This window comes from Actinokineospora sp. NBRC 105648 (assembly GCF_030269645.1).
Lineage (GTDB): Bacteria > Actinomycetota > Actinomycetes > Mycobacteriales > Pseudonocardiaceae > Actinokineospora.
Window position 1 is genome coordinate 153,877 of the sequence record NZ_BSTR01000002.1, and the last position, 22,979, is coordinate 176,855.

24 protein-coding genes and 1 riboswitch are annotated in these 22,979 nt (G+C 73.3%); of the genes, 14 read left to right on the top strand and 10 right to left on the bottom strand.

What is annotated here, in order from left to right; translation table 11 throughout:
* Positions 1–25 precede the first annotated feature (25 nt).
* From QSK30_RS01940 to QSK30_RS01970, 7 genes are all read left to right on the top strand, one after another.
* Positions 26–232 carry a hypothetical protein gene (locus tag QSK30_RS01940; protein ID WP_285498998.1) on the top strand — a complete coding sequence of 69 codons (207 nt, stop codon included), beginning with the start codon at positions 26–28 and terminating at the stop codon, positions 230–232.
* A gap of 106 nt (positions 233–338) precedes the next feature.
* Positions 339–947 (top strand): cardiolipin synthase ClsA, encoded by a 609-nt coding sequence (clsA, locus tag QSK30_RS01945; RefSeq protein ID WP_285498999.1) that lies wholly within the window; start codon positions 339–341, stop codon positions 945–947.
* 11 nt (positions 948–958) lie between these two features.
* Complete coding sequence (gcvH, locus tag QSK30_RS01950; protein ID WP_285499001.1) at positions 959–1,339, top strand: glycine cleavage system protein GcvH; 381 nt, start codon at positions 959–961, stop codon at positions 1,337–1,339.
* A gap of 132 nt (positions 1,340–1,471) precedes the next feature.
* Positions 1,472–1,927 (top strand): glycogen accumulation regulator GarA, encoded by a 456-nt coding sequence (garA, locus tag QSK30_RS01955; RefSeq protein ID WP_091447598.1) that lies wholly within the window; start codon positions 1,472–1,474, stop codon positions 1,925–1,927.
* Positions 1,928–1,935: 8 nt separating this feature from the next.
* A complete protein-coding gene (gene ftsR, locus QSK30_RS01960; protein ID WP_285499004.1) occupies positions 1,936–2,655 on the top strand; it encodes a transcriptional regulator FtsR in 720 nt (239 codons plus the stop codon).
* 151 nt (positions 2,656–2,806) lie between these two features.
* Positions 2,807–3,280: a bifunctional nuclease family protein gene (locus QSK30_RS01965; RefSeq protein WP_285499006.1), complete on the top strand. Its 474-nt coding sequence runs from the start codon at positions 2,807–2,809 to the stop codon at positions 3,278–3,280.
* A gap of 227 nt (positions 3,281–3,507) precedes the next feature.
* Positions 3,508–4,068 carry a MerR family transcriptional regulator gene (locus tag QSK30_RS01970; protein ID WP_285499008.1) on the top strand — a complete coding sequence of 187 codons (561 nt, stop codon included), beginning with the start codon at positions 3,508–3,510 and terminating at the stop codon, positions 4,066–4,068.
* Positions 4,069–4,081: 13 nt separating this feature from the next.
* On the opposite strand, the gene QSK30_RS01975 is transcribed toward QSK30_RS01970, so the two are convergent.
* A complete protein-coding gene (locus QSK30_RS01975; RefSeq protein WP_285499010.1) occupies positions 4,082–4,840 on the bottom strand; it encodes a GNAT family N-acetyltransferase in 759 nt (252 codons plus the stop codon).
* A gap of 76 nt (positions 4,841–4,916) precedes the next feature.
* A riboswitch (glycine riboswitch) is annotated at positions 4,917–5,017 on the top strand.
* A gap of 167 nt (positions 5,018–5,184) precedes the next feature.
* On the opposite strand from QSK30_RS01975, the gene gcvP reads away from it, so the two are divergent.
* The 3 genes from gcvP to QSK30_RS01990 all read left to right on the top strand — a co-directional run bounded on the left by gcvP (position 5,185) and on the right by QSK30_RS01990 (position 9,402).
* Positions 5,185–8,058 carry an aminomethyl-transferring glycine dehydrogenase gene (gene gcvP, locus QSK30_RS01980; protein WP_285499012.1) on the top strand — a complete coding sequence of 958 codons (2,874 nt, stop codon included), beginning with the start codon at positions 5,185–5,187 and terminating at the stop codon, positions 8,056–8,058.
* A 128-nt stretch (positions 8,059–8,186) separates the two neighbouring features.
* Entirely contained in the window at positions 8,187–9,014 is an 828-nt protein-coding gene (locus QSK30_RS01985; RefSeq protein WP_285499014.1) for an aldo/keto reductase, read from the top strand.
* A gap of 70 nt (positions 9,015–9,084) precedes the next feature.
* Complete coding sequence (locus QSK30_RS01990) at positions 9,085–9,402, top strand: hypothetical protein (protein ID WP_285499015.1); 318 nt, start codon at positions 9,085–9,087, stop codon at positions 9,400–9,402.
* A gap of 1 nt (position 9,403) precedes the next feature.
* On the opposite strand, the gene rnhA is transcribed toward QSK30_RS01990, so the two are convergent.
* The 9 genes from rnhA to QSK30_RS02035 form a co-directional block, all read right to left on the bottom strand.
* Entirely contained in the window at positions 9,404–9,865 is a 462-nt protein-coding gene (gene rnhA / locus QSK30_RS01995; RefSeq protein ID WP_285499017.1) for a ribonuclease HI, read from the bottom strand.
* 4 nt (positions 9,866–9,869) lie between these two features.
* Positions 9,870–10,376, bottom strand: a complete 507-nt coding sequence (locus QSK30_RS02000) for a SecDF P1 head subdomain-containing protein (protein ID WP_285499018.1) — start codon at positions 10,374–10,376, stop codon at positions 9,870–9,872.
* Between the two features lie 43 nt (positions 10,377–10,419).
* The gene (locus QSK30_RS02005) at positions 10,420–12,174 is read right to left on the bottom strand and encodes a substrate-binding domain-containing protein (protein ID WP_285499019.1); all 1,755 of its coding nucleotides are present in this window, start codon (positions 12,172–12,174) and stop codon (positions 10,420–10,422) included.
* Positions 12,175–12,473: 299 nt separating this feature from the next.
* Positions 12,474–13,319 (bottom strand): 3-methyladenine DNA glycosylase, encoded by an 846-nt coding sequence (locus QSK30_RS02010; RefSeq protein ID WP_285499355.1) that lies wholly within the window; start codon positions 13,317–13,319, stop codon positions 12,474–12,476.
* Positions 13,320–13,371: 52 nt separating this feature from the next.
* Entirely contained in the window at positions 13,372–14,418 is a 1,047-nt protein-coding gene (locus QSK30_RS02015; RefSeq protein ID WP_285499020.1) for a hemolysin family protein, read from the bottom strand.
* The gene (locus QSK30_RS02020; RefSeq protein WP_285499021.1) at positions 14,415–15,746 is read right to left on the bottom strand and encodes a hemolysin family protein; all 1,332 of its coding nucleotides are present in this window, start codon (positions 15,744–15,746) and stop codon (positions 14,415–14,417) included. The genes QSK30_RS02015 and QSK30_RS02020 overlap by 4 nt, the downstream gene beginning before the upstream one ends.
* 330 nt (positions 15,747–16,076) lie before the next feature.
* Positions 16,077–16,595 carry a TIGR03086 family metal-binding protein gene (locus QSK30_RS02025; protein WP_285499022.1) on the bottom strand — a complete coding sequence of 173 codons (519 nt, stop codon included), beginning with the start codon at positions 16,593–16,595 and terminating at the stop codon, positions 16,077–16,079.
* A 4-nt stretch (positions 16,596–16,599) separates the two neighbouring features.
* Entirely contained in the window at positions 16,600–17,763 is a 1,164-nt protein-coding gene (locus tag QSK30_RS02030) for an MFS transporter (protein WP_285499023.1), read from the bottom strand.
* Positions 17,764–17,773: 10 nt separating this feature from the next.
* Positions 17,774–18,373, bottom strand: coding sequence for a TetR/AcrR family transcriptional regulator (locus QSK30_RS02035; RefSeq protein ID WP_285499025.1), 600 nt, complete (start codon positions 18,371–18,373; stop codon positions 17,774–17,776).
* Between the two features lie 274 nt (positions 18,374–18,647).
* On the opposite strand from QSK30_RS02035, the gene egtA reads away from it, so the two are divergent.
* From egtA to egtD, 4 genes are read left to right on the top strand one after another with little or no spacing between them, the layout of a single operon-like run.
* A complete protein-coding gene (egtA, locus tag QSK30_RS02040; RefSeq protein WP_285499026.1) occupies positions 18,648–19,883 on the top strand; it encodes an ergothioneine biosynthesis glutamate--cysteine ligase EgtA in 1,236 nt (411 codons plus the stop codon).
* Positions 19,880–21,214, top strand: a complete 1,335-nt coding sequence (gene egtB, locus QSK30_RS02045; RefSeq protein ID WP_285499028.1) for an ergothioneine biosynthesis protein EgtB — start codon at positions 19,880–19,882, stop codon at positions 21,212–21,214. The genes egtA and egtB overlap by 4 nt, the downstream gene beginning before the upstream one ends.
* A 4-nt stretch (positions 21,215–21,218) precedes the next feature.
* Positions 21,219–22,016 carry an ergothioneine biosynthesis protein EgtC gene (gene egtC / locus QSK30_RS02050; protein WP_285499030.1) on the top strand — a complete coding sequence of 266 codons (798 nt, stop codon included), beginning with the start codon at positions 21,219–21,221 and terminating at the stop codon, positions 22,014–22,016.
* Positions 21,997–22,977, top strand: coding sequence for an L-histidine N(alpha)-methyltransferase (egtD, locus tag QSK30_RS02055; RefSeq protein ID WP_285499032.1), 981 nt, complete (start codon positions 21,997–21,999; stop codon positions 22,975–22,977). The genes egtC and egtD overlap by 20 nt, the downstream gene beginning before the upstream one ends.
* Positions 22,978–22,979 lie beyond the last annotated feature (2 nt).

Here is a 22,979-nt window from a genome sequence, read left to right on the forward strand (position 1 = left end):
CGTCCAGGTCGGAGGTAGGACCCTGATGAGCACCGAGACAATCCCCACCGACGCCGAGCGCGACCTGCCCACGGCCCCGTGCAGCGTGGTCTGGAGCCACGGCCACGCGTTCGTGCTGGAGTACGCGGGCGGCGCTGGCCGCTGGGTCGGCTTCGACGCCTTCGGCAGGCCCAAGGCGATGAGTCCGGCCGCGCTGCGCCGCCAGGGCTGGTCGCACCACCGCGACGACTGACCGACCGCCCGCCGGGCGACCGTCAGACCGATCGCGCGCCCATCGAGCCGCGGGCCAGCCGAGCCGCCGCGTGGTCGGGTGGGTCGCCTGGCCTACCCTTCCACGCATGTCCGAGGCCCCGCTCCAGGATCGCGTGTGGACGATCCCGAACGTGCTCAGCATGCTGCGCCTGGCGGGCGTGCCGCTGTTCCTCTACCTGTTGCTGGGCCCCGAGTACGACGGCTGGGCGCTGGTGGTGCTGCTGTTCAGCGGGCTGAGCGACTGGCTGGACGGCAAGATCGCCCGCTGGCTGGACCAGACCAGCAGGCTCGGCGCGCTGCTCGACCCGGCCGCCGACCGGCTCTACACCCTGGTCACCATCGTCGCCTTCGTGCTGCGCGACATCGTCCCGTGGTGGGTCGCCGCGCTGCTGGTCGCCCGGGACGCCGTGGTCGCGGTGTGCATCCTCGTGCTGCGCCGCAACGGGTTCGCCCCGCCGGAGGTCACCTACGTCGGCAAGGCCGCGACGTTCAACCTGATGTACGCCTTCCCGCTGCTCCTGCTGGCACAGGGCGGCTCGACGGCGGCGACCCTGGCCCGCCCGGTCGCCTACGCCTTCGCGATTTGGGGCGGCCTGCTGTTCCTCTGGTCCGGGGTGCTCTACGTGGTGCAGACGCGTGCGGCGCTCACGTCCACCGCCACTAGGCTCTCCGGCACCGTGTCCGACCAGTCCTGAAGGGCGATGGCGTGATTCCCGAAGAGCTCCGCTACACCGACGAACACGAATGGGTGGCCTCGAAGACCGAGGACCTGGTGCGGGTCGGCATCACCGACTACGCCCAGCAGCAGCTCGGCGACGTCGTCCACGTGCAGCTGCCCGAGGTGGGCGACCGCGTGGAGGCGGGCACGGGCGTCGGCGAGGTCGAGTCCACCAAGAGCGTGTCCGACCTGTTCGCCCCGCTCTCCGGCGAGGTCGTGGCGGTCAACGACGCCCTGCTGGAGCAGACCGAGCTGCTCAACTCCGACCCCTACGGCGAGGGCTGGCTCTTCGAGATCCGGCTCGACGACCCGGACGCGCTCGAGGCCCTGCTCGACGCCGACGCCTACCAGGCGCTCACCGCCGGGTGAGCGGCGTGCGACGATCTTGACCCGCCCCGGCGCGGCCCAGGCCGCGCTCGGGGGGACCAATAGCCCGGCGCCTGATCGCGCACGGTACGTTGGCAACCGTTCAGTGAATTGACCAGCAGGAGGAGAGCTCAGGTGAGCACGAACGACGGGCCCGGCGTCCCGCCGGAGCAGTCTCCGGAACGGACCTCGGTCTTCCGGGCCGACTTCCTCACCGAGGCCGAGGGGCGCGAGGCCGCACCGGCCCCCGAACCCGCGGTCGCCGGCGTTGACGCCCTTCCGGCCGGATCGGCCCTGCTGGTGGTCAAGCGAGGCCCCAACGCGGGCTCCCGCTTCCTGCTGGACCGGGACACGACCAGTGCCGGGCGGCACCCCGACAGCGACATCTTCCTCGACGACGTCACCGTCTCCCGGCGGCACGCGGAGTTCCGCCGCGAGGGCGGGGAGTTCGTGGTGATCGACGTGGGCAGCCTCAACGGCACCTACGTCAACCGCGAGCCGGTCGACCAGGCCGTGCTGGCCGGGGGTGACGAGGTGCAGATCGGCAAGTTCCGCCTGGTGTTCCTCACCGGCCCCGGCGCGGGGGCCTAGGGGCAGGGGTGACGGCTGCCGGTCGGCCCGGGCGGGCCGGGCTGAGCATCGGCGCGGTGCTCACGCACCTGCGTCCGGAGTTCCCGGACGTGACCATCTCCAAGATCCGCTTCCTGGAGGCGGAGGGGCTGGTCACCCCGGACCGCACACCGTCGGGCTACCGGCGGTTCACCGAGGCCGATGTGGCGCGCCTGCGCTTCGTGCTGGCGGCGCAGCGCGACCACTACCTGCCGCTCAAGGTGATCAAGGAAGAGCTGGACCGGACCGGTGGCCCGCCACCGGTCCTCGGCGCGGTGGCCAGGCCGGTCCGCGACCTGGTGGCCGTGCCCGCCGCGGCGGAGGACCCGCCGCCACCGCCGGTCCGGCTGAGTCGGGCCGGTCTGCTCGAGGACACCGGGATGAGCGCCGAGGCGCTGCTCGACCTGGAGCAGTACGGCCTGGTGCGGGCCGAGGACGACGGGTGGTTCGAACCCCCGACCGTCTCGGTGGCCAGGATCGCGGCGGCCCTGGCCGAGTACGGCATCGAACCCCGGCACCTGCGCGCCTTCCGCGCCGCGGCCGACCGCGAGGTGGCCCTGCTCGAGCAGGTGGTCGCGCCGATGTACCGGCAACGCGACCCCGCGGGCCGCAGCCGCGCCGACGAGATCGCCGATGACCTGGCGGGACTCGCCGCCGCACTGCACTCGTTGCTCGTGAAAGCCGGTCTGCGCCGGGTCACCGGGAAATAGTCCCGGTCCCGACGCGTTGCTCTTTGTGATCTGATCACCGTGGAATAGTCCGGCGTGGGGACCAGATGGCGGGTAGCGTCGATGTAGGCGATGAGCGATCCTCGACACGACGGGACGCCGATGCCCCAGCGAGCGGAGGGAGGCGAGCCCGATGAGCGAGATGCGCGTCGTGGGTGTGCGGGTGGAGTTGCCCGCCAACCAGCCGATCTTGTTGCTGCGCGAGACCGAGGGTGAGCGGTATCTGCCGATCTGGATCGGATCGGTGGAGGCCACCGCGATCGCCCTGGAGCAGCAGGGCGTGCGGCCCGCCCGGCCGCTGACCCACGACCTGCTCAAGGACGTGATCGGCGCGTTGGGCCGCGAGCTGGAACAGGTGCGGATCACCGACCTGCGCGAGGGCACCTTCTTCGCCGAGCTGGTGTTCGACGGCGACGTGCGCGTCTCCGCCCGCCCCAGCGACTCGGTGGCGCTGGCGCTGCGGATCGGGGTGCCGATCCACGCCGAGGACTCCGTCCTGCAGGAGGCCGGGTTGATCATCCCGGACGAGCAGGAGGACGAGGTCGAGAAGTTCCGGGAGTTCCTGGACTCGATCTCCCCCGAGGACTTCCGCGGCGCCGACACCTGAGCGCGGGACCGGACCCGGTGAGGTCTCGGCCCGGCGACCCGCGCGTCGCGTTGACCTGCCCGCGCCCCCGTCTTACCGTCAAGGACGAGCGAATCGCGCCGTTGTCGTCCCGGGTGCCGCGTCCCGCGTAACGACCGCGGGCGCGACCAGCTCGGCCGACGGTTCCCCAAGGCGGAACGGGCGGTCTCGTTCGCCGGCCAGCAGTGGCCGGACGAGGGGAGGCAGGCGTGTTCGAGGAAGGTCCCGTCGGGGCTGACGCCGGAGAACAGGGCGAACTGTTCCCGGATGCCTCACTGCCGGACGAGCTCGTCGGCTACCGGGGTCCTGCCGCGTGTCAGATCGCGGGTATCACCTACCGGCAGCTGGACTACTGGGCGCGCACCAGCCTGGTGGTCCCGACCGTGCGCAGCGCGCAGGGCTCGGGCTCGCAACGGTTGTACTCGTTCAAGGACGTGCTCGTCCTCAAGGTCGTCAAGCGCCTGCTCGACACCGGGGTGTCGTTGCAGAACATCCGCGTCGCGGTTGACCACCTGCGCCGCCGGGGCGTGCGCGACCTTGCCCGGATCACGCTGTTCAGCGACGGCACCACGGTCTACGAGTGCACTTCGCCCGAGGAGGTCGTCGACCTGCTGCAAGGCGGCCAGGGCGTGTTCGGCATCGCCGTCAGCGGCGCCATCCGCGAGATCAGCGGCACCATCCACGAGTTCCCGGCCGAGCGCGCCGACGGCGTGGAGCTGCCGGTCGAGGACGACCTGACCCAACGCCGCAAGGCCCGCAACGCCGGCTAGCGGACCTATCCGGCTAGAGCGTGTACGGCGTGGTGCCGGTCAGCCTGGTGAAGCCCACCCGCTCAAGGATGGGGCGGCTGGTCGGCGCCGCGTCCACCTGCAGGTAGCGGATGCCCCGGGCCTGGGCACGCCGGGCCCGCTGGCTCACCAGGGCGCGGTAGGCGCCCCGACCGCGCCACGCCGGTACGGTGCCGCCGCCCCACAGGCCCGCGAACTCGGTCCCCGGGTAGTAGTCGGTGCGGGCCGCGCTCACCGGCTCGTCGCCCGCCATGACCACCACCACGTCCATCCCGCCCGCCGCGAGGCCCGCGCGCATCCGCTTGCCCAGCCAGGCGAAGTCCGCGTCGAAGGCCAGCTCGTGCACGCGCACCGCCAGCTCGACGCCGTCGTCGTCCTCGACGTCCACCACCCGCGTCCCGGCCGGGGCGGGGAAGTCCGGCACGGCCGCGGCCTCGGCGATCATCACCGACTCCGGCTCGTCCGGGCGCAGTCCCGCCGCCCGCAGCCGCTCGGGCAGGTCGGCGGGCCGGTCGTGCTCGTAGTGCTTCCACTCGCCGTGCCCCTCGACGGTGCGCAGCCACGCCACCGCGCCCGCGACCACCTCGTCGGCGGTGTCGGTGTCCAGGTCGGACCAGACCACACCGGACCACCCGTCCGGGCCGGAGCCCAGGTGCCGGGTCAGCCGGGGTGCCCGGTCCAGGGTGGCGGTCGAGGGCGGGAGGTCCCGTCGGAGCTGCTGGTCGAACGCGGCGAGCACGGCTGCGGTGTCCATCCCACGAGTCGACCGTGAAGTCGGCCGCGCCCGCAACCGGTTTCCCGCCGATGGGGTTAGACTCACCGGGCGTCGCTGAACCCGCGCGGGAGAGTCGACCGGTCCCCGGACCGGAGCCGACGCCGAAGGAGCAAATCCTCCCCGGAACCTCTCAGGCAAACGGACCGCGTGGGCGAGACGCCTCTGGAAAGTGGGTTTCCCGGCCGTGCCGGGCGACCCCGCCGAAGGTGAAAGTCCGGGACCCCGGATGAAGCTCTCAGGCGCCCCCCGGGGCACGGACAGAGGGGGAGGGCCGGCGGGCACGCCCGCCAGTGGCCCCACCCGACTGCCCGAGGAGCTCGTCCATGACGTCCGACCGGATCCCGCTCGCCGCCCTTGAGCACGGCACCCCCTTCGCCGACCGCCACGTCGGTCCCCGGCCCGCCGAGCTGGCCAAGATCCTCGACGTGATCGGCGTCGGGTCGCTCGAGGAGCTGGCCCAGCACGCGGTGCCGGAGTCGATCCGCGAGGGCGACCTGGCCATCGATCTGCCCGCGCCCGCCACCGAGGTCGGCGCGCTGGCCGAGCTGCGCGCGCTGGCCGCCCGCAACCGCACGCTCACCCAGATGATCGGGCTGGGCTACCACGGCACGGTCACCCCGCCGGTGATCCGCCGCAACGTGCTGGAGAGCCCGGCCTGGTACACCGCCTACACCCCGTACCAGCCGGAGATCAGCCAGGGCAGGCTCGAGGCGCTGCTGAACTTCCAGACCATGGTGGCCGACCTGGCGGGCCTGCCGACGGCGAACGCGTCCATGCTCGACGAGTCCACCGCCGCGGCCGAGGCGATGACGCTGCTGCGCCGGGCGGGCCGGTCCAAGTCGAACCGGTTCGTCGTCGACGCCGACACCTTCCCGCAGACCATCGCGGTGATCGAGACCAGGGCCGAGCCGCTGGGCATCGAGGTCGTGGTGGCCGACCTGGCCGAGGGCCTGCCGCTGGAGGACTTCTTCGGCGTGCTGCTGTCCTACCCGGGCGCCACCGGCGCGGTCCGCGACTTCGAGGGCCTGATCCGCGAGGCGAACGGCCGCGACGCCAAGGTGGCCGTCACCGCGGACCTGCTGGCACTGACGCTGCTGCGCGCGCCGGGCGAGATCGGCGCGGACGCGGTCGTGGGCACCACCCAGCGCTTCGGCGTGCCGATGGGCTTCGGCGGGCCGCACGCGGGCTACATGGCCGTCAGCCGCGGCCTGGAGCGGCAGCTGCCCGGCCGCCTCGTTGGGGTGAGCACGGACGCCGACGGCAAGCTGGCCTACCGGCTGGCGCTCCAGACCCGCGAGCAGCACATCCGCCGGGAGAAGGCCACCTCCAACATCTGCACCGCGCAGGTGCTGCTGGCCGTTGTCGCCTCGATGTACGCCGTCTACCACGGCCCCGACGGCCTGCGCTCGATCGCGACCCGGGTGCACCGGATGGCCGCGGTCCTCGCCGAGGGCCTGCGCCACGGCGGCGTGGAGATCACCAACAGCGAGTTCTTCGACACCGTCTACGCGCACGTGCCCGGCCGGGCAGCCGAGGTCGTGGCGGCCGCCCGTGAGCTGGGCGTCAACCTGCGCCTGGCCGACGCCGACCACGTCGGAATCAGCACCGACGAGACCACCACCCGCGCGCACCTGGCCACTGTGTGGCAGGCGTTCGGCGTGAGCGGCGACGTCGACGCGCTCGACGCCGAGACCGCCGACGCCATCCCCGCCGAGCAGCGGCGCACCTCCGAGTACCTGACCCACCCGGTGTTCGCCACGCACCGCTCCGAGACCGCGCTGCTGCGCTACCTGCGCACCCTCTCGGACAAGGACGTCGCGCTCGACCGGAGCATGATCCCGCTGGGCTCCTGCACGATGAAGCTCAACGCCACCGCGGAGATGGAGCCGATCACCTGGCCCGCCTTCGCCGACCTGCACCCGTTCGCGCCGGTCGAGGACGCCGCGGGCATCCTCCAGGTCGTCGAGGACCTGCAGGACTGGCTGGCCAAGCTGACCGGCTACGACGCGGTCAGCCTGCAGCCCAACGCGGGCAGCCAGGGCGAGTTCGCCGGTCTGCTGGCCATCCGGGCCTACCACCGCTCGCAGGGCCACGGCGAGCGCGACGTCTGCCTGATCCCGTCCAGCGCGCACGGCACCAACGCCGCCAGCGCGGTCATGGCGGGCATGCGCGTGGTCGTCGTGCGGTGCGACGACTCGGGCAACATCGACATCGAGCACCTGCGCAAGGTGGTCGCCGAGCACAGCGCCGACCTCGCCGCGATCATGATCACCTACCCGTCCACGCACGGTGTCTACGAGGACACCGTCCGCGAGGTCTGCGGCCTGGTGCACGAGGCGGGCGGCCAGGTCTACGTCGACGGCGCGAACCTCAACGCGCTCATCGGCCTGGCCCGCTACGGCAAGTTCGGCTCGGACGTCTCGCACCTGAACCTGCACAAGACCTTCTGCATCCCGCACGGCGGCGGCGGCCCCGGCGTCGGCCCGATCGGCGTGCGCGCGCACCTGGCGCCGTTCCTGCCCAACCACCCGCTGCAGCCCGCGGCGGGCCCGGCGACCGGGGTCGGCCCGATCAGCGCGGCGCCCTGGGGCAGCGCGTCGATCCTGCCGATCTCCTGGGCGTACGTGCGGATGATGGGCGCCGACGGTCTGCGCCGCGCGACGCTGACCGCGGTGGCCTCGGCGAACTACATCGCCCGGCGGCTCGACGAGCACTTCCCGGTCCTCTACACCGGCAAGGGCGGCTTCGTCGCCCACGAGTGCATCCTGGACCTGCGCCCGATCACCAAGGCCACCGGCGTGACGGTGGACGACGTGGCCAAGCGGCTCGCCGACTACGGCCTGCACGCGCCGACCATGTCGTTCCCGGTCGCGGGCACGCTGATGGTGGAGCCGACCGAGAGCGAGGACCTGGCCGAGATCGACCGGTTCTGCGCCGCCATGATCGCGATCAAGGGCGAGATCGACCGGGTCGCGGCGGGGGAGTGGCCGCTGGCGGACAACCCGCTGGCCAACGCCCCGCACACGGCCGCGTCGATCGCCGGTAAGTGGGACCACCCGTACAGCCGGGAGGTCGCGGTGTTCCCGACCGGGCAGCACTCGCCCAAGATCTGGCCGCCGGTCCGCCGGATCGACGGCGCCAAGGGCGACCGCAACCTGGTCTGCTCCTGCCCGCCGCTGGAGGCCTACAGCAGCTGACCGAGGTGCTCGAGCGCGGCTCGCCCGGGTGCACCGGGCGGGCCGCGCTCGCGTCAGGGGGAAGAAAGGCGCAGCTCCCGGGGTTGGCACCGGTGGAAGACCCCGATCCCACCGGAGGAACACGCGCAATGCCGAACGTCCCCGACGTCACGCTCAACGACGGCAGCACCATCCCCCAGCTCGGCTTCGGGGTGTGGCAGGTGCCCGACGACGAGGTCGTCGACGCCGTCACCACCGCCATCGACGCCGGCTACCGCAGCATCGACACCGCGGCCATCTACGGCAACGAGACCGGCACCGGCCTGGCCATCGCCCGCTCCGGCGTGCCGCGCGCGGAGCTCTACGTCACCACCAAGCTGTGGAACACCGAGCAGGGCCACGACTCGACCCTGCGCGCGTTCGACGCGAGCCTGGCCAAGCTCGGCCTGGACTACGTCGACCTGTACCTGATCCACTGGGCCGCGCCCGCCCGGGACGCCTTCGTCGACACCTGGCGCGCCTTCGAGAAGATCAAGGCAGACGGTCGGGCCCGCTCGATCGGCGTGTCCAACTTCCACGTGCCGCACCTGGACCGGCTGCTGGCCGAGACCGACGTGGTGCCCGCGGTCAACCAGATCGAGCTGCACCCCAACCTGCCGCAGGGCGAGCTGCGCGCCTTCCACGCCGCGCACGGCATCGCCACCGAGGCGTGGAGCCCGCTGGCCTCGGGTCAGCTGCTGGCCGACCCGGTGCTGGCGACCCTGGCGGCCAAGCACGGCAAGTCCCCGGCGCAGGTCCTGCTGCGCTGGCACGTGCAGCTGGGCAACGTGGTCATCCCGAAGTCGGTGACCCCGGAGCGCATCCGGGCCAACATCGACGTGTTCGACTTCGAGCTCGACGCCGCCGACCTGGAGACCCTCGCGGGCCTGGAGAACGGCAAGCGCGTCGGCCCGGACCCGGACAGGTTCAACGGCTAGCCGACCGCCGCGGGCCGACCCCTCGGCCCGCGGCGTGCCCTGGCCTAGCCGCAGTTGGTGCGCCACTTTGGTGTTCGTCGAGTTCCCGACGGCCCGCCCCTTCGACGCACACGTCGGGCGCCGTTCGGCGCACCGGGCCCGCGCACTCCCCGTACTGGCCCGGGTCCTGCACCCACGTATCGCTCCGCCCGAGGGGGCTGCCGCACGGCCGAGCGATCGCCATCGGCGACACGCTGCCAACCAGCGGGTCAAGATCAGCGTCGAGGTCACCGCGCCGGACGCGCCGACCACCTGCGTGGTCGAGTGGAAGATGGTCGACGCCGCCGGGCGGCTGCTGTTCCCGACGTCGCGACCGGTCTACTTCCTGGTCCACGTCCAGGTGCCGTAGCTCACGAGCGCACCGGCCGCCCCGCCGCCAGCAGCGCCTCCTGCATCCCGGCCAGCGCGAGGCGGTCGGCGCGCTCGTTCTCCGGGTGTCCGCTGTGGCCCTTGACCCAGTGCCACTCGACGTCGTGCCGGGACGCCGCCTCGTCGAGGCGCTGCCACAGGTCGACGTTCTTCACCGGCTGCTTGGCCGAGGTGAGCCAGCCGTTGGCCCGCCACTTGGCGACCCACTGGGTGATCCCGTTGCGCACGTAGGTGCTGTCGGTGTACATCCGCACGGTCGAGGTCCGGGTCAGCGTCTCCAGCGCCTGGATGGGCGCCATCAGCTCCATGCGGTTGTTGGTGGTCTCCTCGACCTCGCCGCCGCGGAGTTCGCGTTCGTGGGTCCCGTACCGCAGCAGCGCGCCCCAGCCGCCCGGTCCGGGGTTGGGCACGCACGCGCCGTCGGTGTAGATCTCGACGATCACCCGGTCACTTCCCGGAGATGTCGGCGGCGAGCTGCTTGGCGGACTTCTCGGTGAAGTTGCCCGAGATCTGCACCTCGCCGCCGGGGATCGGGCTCGCGATCTGCGGTGCGGAGACGAGCTTGCCGTCGACGACGATCGCCAGCCGCTCACCCACGTGCTCGGCGGTCCACGACCCGAACTTCGCGGCGGCGTCGGCGGAGAGCTTGATGGTCACCACCCAGCCGGTGCCGTTCTCGGTCGACTCGGCCTTGACGTCCTCCAGCCGGGAGATGTCGGCGATGGACGGCCCGACGGTGTAGAGCGACCCGTCGTCGCCCGCGAACTCGTCCGGCCCGGTCGGCTCGGTGCCCTGCGCGACGGCGGTGACCGGGCGCAGGTCCACCGGGACCCGCGTCTGCACGGGTCCGCTGCCGGGCTCCGCCGCGGCCTTGCCCGGCACGGTGTCAGAACCGCAGGCGGCCAAGGCGAACAGCAGCAACGCGGTCAACAGCCGGGCCAACGGGGTTCGCATGGCCACCGATCTTAGAGCGGTTCACGCACACCGCCCGCGCGGCCTACCGGGCGGTCACCGCCTGGCCCAACGCGGCGACCACGCCGCGCGCGTCGGTCAAGACCGCCAGGGTCCCGCCGCTGGAGTTCGCCAGGTCCCGCAGGTCCGCCCGGTTGGCGTCGCGCCCGATGGCGATCACGTCCACCCGGATCGGCTTCGCCTTGTCGCCCAGGCCCCGGATCGAGTTCTTCAGCTGCCCCAACGACATGGCCCCGTCGGCGCCGCCGTCGGTGATCACCACCAGCTGGTTGCGCCGGTTGGGCACGTACCCCTGGACCGCCGACCGGTACCCGGCGGCCACCGACTCGGAGAAGTCGGTCGCCCCGGCTGGCTTGAGGGCGGCGACCGCCGCGTGCAGCTGGACCCGTCGGTTGGCCACCGGCCCGGTCGGCACCGCGACCGCGTACGGCTTCCCCTTGTCCAGCCCGTGCGAGAACGGCCACAGCCCGACTGACCCGGAGACCGTGTAGTCGGTGTAGTCGTCGAGGGCCGCCTTGACCCAGTCGAGCCTGCTGCGGCCGTCGCCGCCGTCGGCGCCCATCGTCCGGGACACGTCGACCATGATCGTCACGATGCCGCCGCCCTCGGCGGCGTTGTCCCAGGTCGAGGCGATCTTCTGGGCGGTGTTGCGGTCGGCCGGGACGAAGCCGGGCGCGATCTCGCCCCAGGTCATGCCCAGGGAGTTCGGCGGCTTTTCGGCGCGTTCGGTGCCGCGCAGGCCCGCGCGGCCGAACTCGCGCTGCTGCGCGGGTTCCTGCAGGTACCGGCGGAACTGGTCGGCGGCCGCGTCGCGCGCGCCGTCGGCCTGCCCGCCCCCGAGGGTGACGTAGGGGAAGTCCGCCACCGCGCCCGGACCGGCCGCCACCACCTCGAACAGCGGCCGCCGCGCCGCGGGCCTGCCGTCGGCGGCGAGGTTGCGGCGGTGCAGGTCCACCTCCAGGGCCGGGACCGCGCTGTACGGGGCGGTGATCATGTCGGCGGTCTCGCCCAGCTTGGCCAGCGCCGACCGGGTGCTGTCCGGCACGTCCGCGGGCTGGGCCGCCACCAGCGCGCTCAGCGCGGCCGCGACCGGCGGCCTGGCCAGGGACTGCTGGGAGATCGGGCTCTGCTTGGCGACCCCGGTGAGCGCGGTCTGCACGGCCAGCGCGCTCGCCGTGCTGGCCGCGGGGGAGGGGATGGCGACGGTGAGCCGCCCCCAGGTCGGCTGCCCGAACCGGGTCCAGCCGGTGGTGTCGCCGGTCAGCTCCGGCAGCGCCCCCCACCGGAACCCGACCGGCCCGCCGAACAGCCGCGCGGCGGGTTCCGGCGCGGCGAGCACCACCGGGCTGGTGGCGATCGACTCCGGTGCCGAGGCGAGCAGCGCGTCGTCAGTCGCGGAGAGCCGGTCGGTCCACAGGGTGGACTCGGCCAACCAGGCGTCGGGCCGGTCGCCCAGCTCGCGGGTCGGCCACTGGCCCGCCAGCCCGGCCAGCGCGGCGGGCGACTCCACCGAGCTGACGTCGACCTGCACGCAGTGCTCGGCCACCACGGTCCGGTTGGTGTTCCACCGGTTGGCCGCCTCGCGCACCGGCTGCTCGACCGACGGGGTCACGGCGACCTTGAGGTTCGTCTCGCCCTGGGCGCACTCGGCCCGCCCCGGCCGCTCGCCCATCCGGTCGCGCAACCACGACCAGCCGGACCAGCCCAGCACGAGGAGCGCCACCAGTCCGAGCGCGACCAGTGACCAGCGCACCCGGCGTCGACTGCTGTGTCGAGGCATCACGTTCCTTCCCGCGATCTCGACAGTGCCGGGTCAAGATCGCATGGCGAAACGCAGCCTATTCCCGCGGGCGATAGCGTCAAGGACTTTCAGCGCGCGCACGGCGATCGCCGCGCGGTCCCGCCGGGTGGGTCCGGCGGCAGTGCGCCTACCTGCGGAAACCCGCTGTCCCGCAAGACAAAGTGGCAAGTGTCAATGGGCACGGCCTTTACACGGTTATCACCGGTGCAACAGAAAAGTGGTTCTTGCACCGAAACGGGCCGCAGTCCTTGCCCGCACGGCATTCCGACGCGACCGGCTCAGGCCAGCAATCCCTCGCACAGCGTGATCAGCGTGGCGCGCAACGGTTCGGCGCGCCGGACGAACTCGGACTGGGCGCGGACGTACTCCGCGCGGCCGCGCTCGGTCTCCACCCGCACCGGCTCGTAGCCGAGCGCGGCGAGGTCGTACGGGCTGGCGCGCATGTCCATCTCGCGCACGTCCACCGCCAGCTCGAAGCAGTCCGCGACCACCTCGGAGGGCACGAACGGGTCGAGCTTGTAGGACCACTTGAACAGGTCCATGGTCGCGTGCAGGCAGCCCGGCTGCTCCAGCTCGACCTGCCCCTCCCGACTGGGCCGCAGCGTGTTCAGCGGCCGCGCGGGCTCGGTGAAGAACCGGTAGGCGTCGAAGTGGCTGCACTTGATCGTCGAGGACTCGACCACCCGGTCGGTGCCCGCCGGGCCGAGCCGCAGCGGCCAGCTCCCGTGCCGGACCTCCCGGGCCCGGTAGACCATGGCCCACTCGTGCAGCCCGAAGCACCCGAGCCGCGGCGGCCGGGAAGCCGTGGCGGACAACAGGTCCCGGACGAACTCGACTGTCGAGCGCCGCCCGTCCGGCAGCGCCCCGAGCGCGACGCCGCGCGGTGTCGAGCGGTAGGCGGGCCAGCGCAGGTACTCCTCGCCGCCCACCAGCGCGACGCCCGCGCCGGGGTGCCAGCGCTCCAGGTGGGCCGGGCGGTGCGAGTAGTAGGTGAACAGGAAGTCCAGCACGGGGTGCTTCTCGCCGCGCGAGCGGCGCTCCTGGTGCGGAACGGTCCACCGGCGGACCCGCTGGACGTGCGCGTCCCGCCGGGCGCGCCACTCCGATTCGGTGAGGGTGATCATCGGCCTCAGGGTGGTCACCGGCGCGGCGTCGACCGGCGCCCCGGTCAGCGGCTCAGGCATCGCCGATGTGCGTCCCGTCGCGCACCGTGCCCACGTACTCCTCCACCAGGTCCTCCAGGGCGACCACGCCCAACACCTCGCGGTCGGCCGAGACCGCCTTGGCCAGGTGGCTCTGCGCGCGCCGCAGCGCGGCCAGGGCCTCGTCCAACCGCGAGTCCGCGGGCAGCTCCGGCAGACCGCGCACCCGCGACCACGGCACCCGGGCCGAGGGATCGGCGTCCACCTGGTCCAGGATGTCCTTGACGTGCACGTACCCGTTCAGCGAGCCGTCCGGCATGCGGACCGGGAAGCGCGAGAAGCCCGTCTCGGCGACCGCCGCCTCCACCGCGCCCACCGTCGGCGGGTGGGGCACCGTCTTCAGCTCCGCGAGCGGCACCAACACCTCCGCGACCGTGCGCTCCGCCGAGGACAGCGTATTGGTCAACCGCCGGTGCTCGGAGTCGTCGAGCAGGCCCTCCCGGCGCGACTCGGCGATCATGTTCGCCAGCTCGTCGGGGGTGTAGGCCGTCTCCAGCTCGTCCTTCGGGACCACGTGGAAGATCCGCAGCACCGCCGTGGACACCGCGGTGAACATCGCCAGCAGCGGCCGCACCAGCTTGCAGAACGCCAGGTGCACCGGGACCAGCGCCATCGCCGCCCGCTCCGGGCCCGCGATGGCCAGGTTCTTCGGCACCATCTCGCCGAGCACCGTATGCAGGGTGACCACGATGCCCAACGCGATCGCGAAGCCCGCGCCGTGCACCACCGCCTCCGGCAGCCCCACCGCGCCGAACGGGCCCTCCAGCAGGTTCGCGATCGCGGGCTCGGCCAGCGCGCCCAGCCCCAGCGAGCACACCGTCACGCCCAGCTGCGCGCCCGCGATGAGCAGCGGCAGCTGCCTGCCCGCCTCGACCGCCACCGCGGCCCGGCGCTGCCCCTCGCGGGCGAGGGTCTCCAGCCGGTCGCGGCGGGCGGTGATGATCGCGAACTCGGCGCCGACGAAGAACGCGTTGCCCAGCAGCAGCACCAGGGTCAGGGCCAACGCCCAGAAGTCGCTCACGCGCCCGCCTCCACCCGCGCCGCGACCTTGGCCACGCGCAGCTCGGCCACCCGGTGCCGGTCCATCCGCAGCACCGTGATCCGCCAGCCGTCGACCCGGATCTCGTCGTTGACCTCGGGGATCCGGCCGAGCCGGGTGAGCACCAGGCCCGCCACCGTCTCGTACTCCCCGGCCGGCATCCGGAACCCGGTCGCCTCGGCCAGCTCGTCGTCGCGCAGCAGACCGGAGACCAGCCAGCTGCCCCGGCCCAGCGGCCGGACCGGGCTGACCTCGCCGCGGTCGTGCTCGTCGCGCACGTCGCCGACGATCTCCTCGATCAGGTCCTCGAGGGTGACCAGGCCGGCCGTGCCGCCGTACTCGTCGACGACCAGCGCGACCTGCAGGCCGGACCCGCGCAGGCGCTCCAGCAGCACGTCGCCCTCCAGCGACTCCGGGACCGTCGGGACCGGCCGGGCCAGGGAGAGCACCGGGGTCGTGGCCCGCGCCGCCGCCGGGACGCTGAAGACCTGCTTGACGTGCACCACCCCGCGCACGTCGTCGAGGTCGCCGCCGTGCACCGGGAAGCGGGAGAACCCGCTGGTGCGGGCCAAGGCGATCAGGTCGAGCACGGTGGCATCGGCGGGCAGCGCCTGCACCTGCACGCGCGGGGTCATCAACTCGTCGGCGGTGCGGTCGCCGAACCGCAGCGACCGGCTCAGCAGCGTCGCGGTGCCGGTGTCGAGGGTGCCGGAGGCGGCGCTCGAGCGGACCAGGCCGCCCAGCTCCTGCGCCGTGCGGGCCGAGCGCAGCTCCTCCTGCGGCTCGACACCGAGGCGGCGCACCACCCAGTTCGCCGAGCCGTTGAGGCCCTTGATCAGCCAGCGGAAGATCGAGGAGAACACCGCCTGGGCCCCCGCGACCGCCCGCGCGGTCGGCAGCGGGCGGGCGATGGCCAGGTTCTTCGGCACCAGCTCGCCGAACACCATCGACAGCGAGGTCGCCACCAGCAGCGCGACCACGATGCCGATCGCGGTCGCCGCGCCCTCGGGCAGGCCGACCGCGCCGAGCAGCGGCTCGATCAGGTTGGCCAGCGCGGGCTCGGCGATGTAGCCGGTGATCAGCGTGGTGATGGTGATCCCGAGCTGGGCGCCGGAGAGCTGGAACGACAGCGACCGGTGCGCCTTCTGGATCGCCAGCGCCCGCCGGTCGCCGACCACCTCGGCGTGGTGGTCGACCTGGCTGCGCTCCAGCGTGGTCAGGGCGAACTCGGCGGCCACGAACAGCGCCGTGCCGAGGGTGAGCGCGCACACGGCCAGCAGGCCCAGGACGCTGAGCAGGGGCCCGGTCACCGAGCACCCCGCTCGGTCACCGGGTCGATATGGTCGCCGGGACTCTCTCCCGGCCCGCTACTGCGGCCCGGGGACTGCGCATTGCGCACGGAAGCGGTACTCCTCGGCTACTGGCGGACGTCCTCGATGAACCGGCCCATTCTAGAGCCATTCACCCCTGGTCCGTCCGCCCAACTCGGCGGTTCGGTGCCGGATCACTCCCGTGCACCCGGTCGAGGGGCAGGTCCGGCACCTGGACCGGGCCCGTTCGACGCTCCCGGGTCAGCACCAGGGCGGGTCTAGGCGGGGCGCCAGTTCGGGTCCCGGCCCAGCAGGGCGACCAGCCGGTCCTCAGCGGGGGCGTCGTCCGGGCACCGGCACCGGGCGGGCGAACATCGAGGTGCCCTGCCACTGGGCGACCTGGTCGGTGAACTCGTCGAGCAGCGCGGTCGAGAGCTCCTCGCCGACCAGCGCCTCGCCGCCGGTGGCGGTGGCCAGGTCCCAGCCGTGCACGGCCAGGTCCATGACCATCTGCCAGCGGTACTCGGCGGCGGGCACCGTGCCGAAGCTCAGGTGCACCGGCCGGTCGTCGGGCACCTCGGCCCAGGCCGCCCGGGCCGTCTCGGCCGCGGCGACCCAGGCCGCCACCGGGTCGCTGCCCACCAGGTCGCCGTCGTAGCGGTCGCCGACCTGCTCGACGGTCTCGCCGCCGACCAGGTGCGGGACCCACAGCTGCTCGGAGACCAGGTGGTTGACCAGGTCGCGGGTGGTCCAGTCGCCGCACGGGGTGGCGGCCGCCCAGTCGCTCACCCGGTGCGCGGCCCGGTCGAAGACGTCGCGGGACCGGTCGTGCGCGTCGCGGAGATCCATTCGCTCAGTCCAGCAAACCCGGGTCGCGCTCGCCACCGCGCGCGGCCAGCAGGCCCAACGCCGCCGCGGCCAGTTGGGCCAGCGCCACTGCGGTGATCGCGGCGGTCGGGCCCGCCGCCGGGACCAGCCAGCCACCCGCGGCGGCGCCCAAGGCGTACCCGCCGACCTTCAGGCTGGCTCCGGTCGTCGACACCTGGGCCAGCAGCCGAGGCGGGGTGTGCCGCTGCCGGACGCCCATGATCGCGGGCAGGGCCAGGCCCTCGGCGACGCCCGCCAAGCCCACCAGGGCGAGCATCCAGGCGAACCCGCCCGCGAGCGGCCAGGTGAGCATCACCAGCCCGTACGCCGCCGTGCACGCGAACACCACCCGCTCCGGCCGCGCCCCGAGCAGCCTGCCCAACGCCACCACGGCCACCAGGCACCCGACCTCCAGCGCCGTCCACAGGTAACCCGCCGCGGCCGCGCCCGAGCCGGTCTCCGCCGTCCACAGCGGCAACGCTGTCGCCAGCACCCCAGCGGATCCCATCCCCAGCACGGTTGTCAGGGTCGCGCCGCGCAGCGGTGGGGTGCGGACGAGGTGCGACAGTCCGGCGTGGACCGTCCGCAACACCGGCCCGCGCGCACCGCCCGCGACAGTCGGCAACGCGACCGTGCACAGCGCGCCGGACAGGGCCAGGGCGGCGATCGTGAGCACCGCGACGGCTGGTCCCGCCGTCGCCGCGAGTGTCCCGGCGAGCGCCGGACCGGCGATCGACCCGAGGTTGAAGGTGGCCGCGTCCAACGAGTTCGCCCTGGTCAGGCGATCGGCGGGGACCAGGTGCGGCACCATGCTGGAGTAGCCGCCGCTGGTGAGCGGCAGCGCCAAGCCGGTGAGCGCGGCCAACGCGAACGCCACCGCCGGTGTCCGCCCGACCGACCAGACCAGACCCACGCAGGTGGCCGCGAGCAGCACGCCGCCACCGGCCAGCACCGCTCGTCGGAACCGGGTGCGGTCGAGCCAGGCACCCAGTAGCGGACCGGACACAATGGACGGCAGCGTGTACGCGGTGACCATCGCGCCCGCCTGCGCCGGGCTCGCGGTCCGGTCCAGGACCAGCAGCACGACGGCCACGCCGACCATGTCGTCCGCGGTCCGGGCCAGCGCCGCGGCGGCGATGTAGGCGCGCACGGGGGATCGCCTAAGGCGAACGGCGGTGCCGTCGGACGGTTTCCTCGACCAGGTCGAGCACCGGGTCCATGTCGTCGGCGGGTAGACCCATCGCCAGGTGCGACACCAGGCCCTCGAGCACCAGCTCCAGGAACGCGGTGAGCACGTGCACGTCCACGTCGTCGCGCAGGTTCCCGGCCTCGCGCTGGCGGGTGAGCCGCTCGCGGGTGGCCACGGTGAGCTGCTCGGAGCGCTCGGCCCAGCGGGCCCGGAACTCCGGGTCGGTGCGCAGCCTGCGGGAGACCTCGAGCCGGGTGCCCAGCCAGTCGGCCGGGTTGAGCGCCTCGCCGTCGGCCGCCGGGCGGGTGGAGAGCAGCTCGCGCATCACCTGCACCAGGCCCTGCTGGGCCACCACCTCGGTCATCCGGAGCACGTCGTCCTCGGCCAGGGCGAGGAAAAGCGACTCCTTGTCGCGGAAGTGGTGGAAGATGGCACCGCGGGAGAGTCCGGTAGCCTCTTCCAGCCTGCGCACCGTGGCGCCCTCGTAGCCGTGACGCGCGAAACAGGAGCGGGCGCCGTCGAGGATCTGGCGCCTGCGCGCGTCGAGATGGTCCTGGCTCACCCTGGGCACTCGTCGATGGTGTCAGCCTGCCCCGCAGGAAGCAATCCGTACGTACGTATTGGGTATCACGCCCACATCCCGGGTACCCGGTCGGCGGGACCGAAGTCTCGTGCGACTGTCGGTGGCCGCGTGTAGCGTCGATTCGGGTATCGACCGGCGCGTGTTCCGGAACCTGTGTGCGCTCAGGGTCCTGGTGCCGCGAGACCTCGCCAGACCCTGGAGAGACCAGGAACGCCCAGAAGGCCCAGAAGACCGTTGACGGTGCGGAAAGGAGCTGGATCCGGTGTCCGCCCTGTGTGAACCCGTGGAGCCTGACGGCAGGCGGCTGCGGGCCAGAGTGGAGGTCGAGGCCTACGTCGCCTCGGTCTGCTTCAAGCACGGACCGCCACGACTGCTCGGTGTGGAACTGGAATGGATCGTGCACCACCGCGACGACCCCCGGCGGCGGCTCGAGCCCGAACTGCTCGCGGCGGCCCTCGGTTCGCACGCCCCGCGGACCCTGCGGCCGGACAGCCCCGAGCAGCCCCTCCCGGCCGGGTCCCCGCTCACCGTCGAGCCCGGCGGCCAGGTCGAGATCTCCTCGCTGCCCGCCCCCGCGTTCGACACCGTGTTCACCGCGGTCGACACCGACCACCGCTACCTGTCGGACCTGCTGGCCCGGGCCGGTCTCGAGCTCAGCCGCCGCGGTCTGGACGCCCACCGGACGCCCCGACTGGTGGTCGACAGCCCGCGCTACACGGCGATGGAACGGGCCTTCACCCCCATCGGTCCCCACGGCATCACCATGATGTGCGCCAGCGCGGGCCTGCAGGTCTGCCTGGACGTGGGGGAGCGCGGCGACGTCGCCGCGCGCTTCGCCGCGGTCAGCTCGCTCGGCCCGGTCCTGGTGGCGCTGTTCGCCAACTCGCCCGACTTCGCCGGTTCGGCGACCGGGTGGGCCGCGGCCCGCCTGCGCTCGGTGCTCGCCGTGGACCCGGCGCGGTCCAGGCCGGTCCCGGTCACCGACGACCCGGCCGCCGCCTGGGTGCGCTATGTGCTGGAGGCGCCGGTGATCTGCGTGCGCAGGCCCGGCGCCAACTGGGACGCCCCGGCCGGGGTCACCTTCGCCGACTGGGTCGGCGGGGCACTGCCCGAGCCGCCCACTGTGGACGACCTCCACTACCACATGTCCACGCTGTTCCCGCCGGTCCGCCCGCACGGCTACCTCGAGGTCCGCTACCTCGACGCCCAGGACGGCACCGGCTGGGCCGTGCCCGCCGCCCTGCTGGTGGCGCTGATGGCCGACCAGCGCACCGTCGACGCGGTCGTCGACGCCTGCGCCCCGGTGGCCGACCGGTGGCTGGCGGCGGCCCGGGCGGGCCTGGCCGACGAGCCCACCGCGCTCGCCGCCCGGCGGGTGCTCGACCTGGGGATCCCGGCGGTGGCCCGGCTGGGCCTGCCGCCGGAGCTCGACGCCGTCGTCGCCGAACGCCTGGCGCGGCTGCGGGACGACACCACGACGTACGGGAGGCTGTCGTGACCAGTACCGAGGACCGCCTCCTGGGGCCGGACCAAGTCCGGGCCCGGGTGGCCGAGCAGCTGACCCGCTCCCGCGCGCGCAGCGAGGCGCTCACCGGGGCCGTCGACGAGGACGACCTGGTGCGCCAGCACTCCAAGCTGATGTCGCCGCTGGTCTGGGACCTGGCCCACATCGGCAACCAGGAGGAGCTCTGGCTGGTGCGCGACGTGGGCGGGCGCGAGCCGGTGCGCAGCGACATCGACGAGCTCTACGACGCGTTCCAGCACCCCCGGGCCGATCGGCCCGCGCTGCCGCTGCTGCCGCCCGCCGAGGCCCGCGGCTACGTGCGGGAGGTGCGCGACAAGGTCTTCGACGTGCTCGAGCGCGTCCCGCTGGAGGGGCGGCGGCTGGTCGACCAGGGCTTCGCCTTCGGCATGATCGTCCAGCACGAGCAGCAGCACGACGAGACCATGCTGGCCACCCACCAGCTCCGGGTCGGCGCCCCGGTGCTGCACGCGCCCGACCCGGCCCCGGCCACCGCCCCGGCGGCGCGGGAGGTGCTGGTGCCCGCGGGCGAGTTCACCATGGGCACCACGACCGAGCCGTGGGCGCTGGACAACGAGCGGCCCGCGTTCCGCACGCACGTCGAGGCCTACTACATCGACACCGTGCCGGTGAGCAACGGCGACTACCTGGCGTTCATCGACGCGGGCGGCTACGACGACCCGCGCTGGTGGAGCGAGCCGGGCTGGGCCTACCGGCAGCACGCGAAGCTGACCGCACCGCGGTTCTGGTCGCGCGATGGCGACGGCTGGGCGCGCACCCGGTTCGGCGTCGTGGAGCCGGTCCCGCACGACGAGCCGGTCGTGCACGTGTGCTTCCACGAGGCCGCCGCGTACGCGAAGTGGGCGGGCAAGCGGCTGCCCACCGAGCCCGAGTGGGAGAAGGCCGCCCGGCACGACCCGGCCACCGGCCGCTCGCGGCGCTTCCCCTGGGGCGACGAGGACCCCGGCCCCGAGCACGCCAACCTCGGCCAGCGCCACCTGCGCCCGGCCCCGGTCGGCTCCTACCCCAGGGGCGAGTCGCCGCTGGGGGTGCGCCAGCTGATGGGCGACGTCTGGGAGTGGCTCGACTCGGACCTCCAGCCGTACCCGGGGTTCGCGGCGTTCCCGTACCGGGAGTACTCCGAGGTGTTCTTCGGCGGCGACTACAAGATGCTGCGCGGTGGCTCCTTCGGCACCGACGCCTCGGCCGTGCGCGGCACCTTCCGCAACTGGGACCACCCGATCCGGCGGCAGATCTTCGCCGGGTTCCGCTGCGCCCGGGACGTCCCAGCGGCCGAGGCCCGCTGAGGGCATGTGCCGTCATCTGGGCTACCTGGGCCCCGCCGTGCCCTTGGCCGGTCTGCTCGCCGACCGGCCGACCGGCCTGCTGCGCCAGACCTGGGCCCCCGCCGACATGCGCGGCGGGGGCACGGTCAACGCCGACGGGTTCGGCGTCGGCTGGTACACCGACGACACCTCGCCGCCGGTGCGCTACCGGCGGGCCGTGCCGATGTGGACCGACGCCTCGTTCGCCGCGGTGGCCGCGGCCACCAGCAGCCACGCGGTGCTCGCCGCCGCCCGCTCGGCGACGGTGGGCATGCCGGTCACCGAGACCGCGTGCGCCCCGTTCACCGAGGGGCGCTGGCTGTTCAGCCACAACGGCGTCGTCACCGGTTGGCCCGGCAGCGTCGCCGGGCTCGCCGCGGCGCTGCCCACCGTCGACCTGATCACCCTGGACGCGCCCACCGACAGCGCGCTGCTGTGGGCGCTGGTGCGCCACCGGCTGCGCGCGGGCGCCTCCGCCGAGGAGGCGCTGGAGGCCGTGGCCGTCGAGGTGGGCGCGGTGGCGCCTGACTCCCGGCTCAACCTGATGCTCACCGATGGCGTCACCCTCGCCGCCACGACCTGGTGGCACTCGCTGTCGGTGCTGCGCGGACCGGACTCCGTCGTGCTGGCCTCCGAGCCGTGGGACGACGATCCACAGTGGACTCCCGTGGGCGACCGCGCGCTGGTCGTCGCCGAACTGCACCCCACCCCGGACGTGCGCGTGCGCCCGCTCGGACCCCGAACCGCCGAAAAGGACCCAGCAGATGACCGACTCCCGGCCTGATCCCGTGGAAGTGCACCTGCCCGACGACCACGCCGCCCGCGCGCTGGCCAAGGACGCCCGCGAGGGCCTGGGCGCCACCCCGAAGACGTTGCCGCCCAAGTGGTTCTACGACGCGCGCGGCAGCGAGCTGTTCGAGCAGATCACCCGGCTGCCCGAGTACTACCCGACCCGGGCCGAGCGGGCCATCCTCGCCGCCCGCGCGGACGAGATCGCCGCGGTGACCGGCGCGCACACGCTGGTGGAGCTGGGTTCCGGTTCGTCGGAGAAGACCCGGCTGCTGCTCGACGCGCTGCGCGGCGCCGGGACCCTGGCGCACATCGTCGCCCTCGACGTGTCTGAGACCGCGCTGCGCGAGGCCGCCGCCGCGCTCACCGCCGAGTACCCCGGCGTGCAGGTCAGCGGCGTGGTCGGCGACTTCACCGAGCACCTGGGCCTGCTGCCCGGCGAGCCGCCGCGGCTGGTGGCCTTCCTCGGCGGCACCGTCGGCAACTTCCTGCCCGCCGAGCGCGCCGAGTTCCTGGCCGCGATCCGCGAGGTGCTCCAGCCGGGGGAGTGGCTGCTGCTGGGCACCGACCTGGTCAAGGACCCCGAGACCCTGGTCCGCGCCTACGACGACGCGGCCGGGGTGACCGCCGAGTTCAACCGGAACGTGCTGCACGTGCTCAACCGGGAGCTCGGCGCGGACTTCGACCCGGCCGACTTCGACCACGTCGCGCGCTGGGACCCGGACCACGAATGGATCGAAATGCGGCTGCGGGCCCGGCGCGCGCTCACCGCCACCATTCCGGCGCTCGGTATCGATGTGTCATTCGCCGAGGGCGAGGAAATACGCACCGAGGTCTCCACCAAGTTCCGCCGCGAGCGCGTCGCCACCGAGTTGGCGGCGGCGGGCTTCGGCCTGGAAGGCTGGTGGACGGACGAAGAGGGCCGTTTCGCCCTATCCCTTTCCCGAGCGGAATAGTA